Here is a 313-nt window from a genome sequence, read left to right on the forward strand (position 1 = left end):
TACTCTCACATGGGTAATCCCACACTACCATCAGCGCTAAGAGGTTTCACTTCTGAGTTCGGGAAGGGATCAGGTGGTTCACTCTTGCTATGGTCGCCAGCACAACTGTTTATGGATACTTGCCTGGGTCTTATTTAATGCCGAAGCGTTTTCCAAATCTGTAACAGACTGGGCTGAATTGAATCTTACTTTATCTGTTCATTTTAGCCAGAGGTATAACTAAATCAAGTTGTCTTGCATATTTAAGAATCGATTGATGCTTCATATACAACTGCTTGGGTGTTGTATAGTCAAGCCTCACGAGCAATTAGTA

Annotated in this window: 1 rRNA gene; it reads right to left on the bottom strand. The window is 41.5% G+C overall.

The features are described 5' to 3' along the window. A 5S ribosomal RNA gene (rrf, locus tag C1642_RS18860) occupies nt 1-101 on the bottom strand; the annotation flags it as partial. Nucleotides 102-313: the final 212 nt, after the last annotated feature.

The organism is Acinetobacter sp. AKBS16 (assembly GCF_002899995.1).
GTDB lineage: Bacteria > Pseudomonadota > Gammaproteobacteria > Pseudomonadales > Moraxellaceae > Acinetobacter > Acinetobacter baumannii.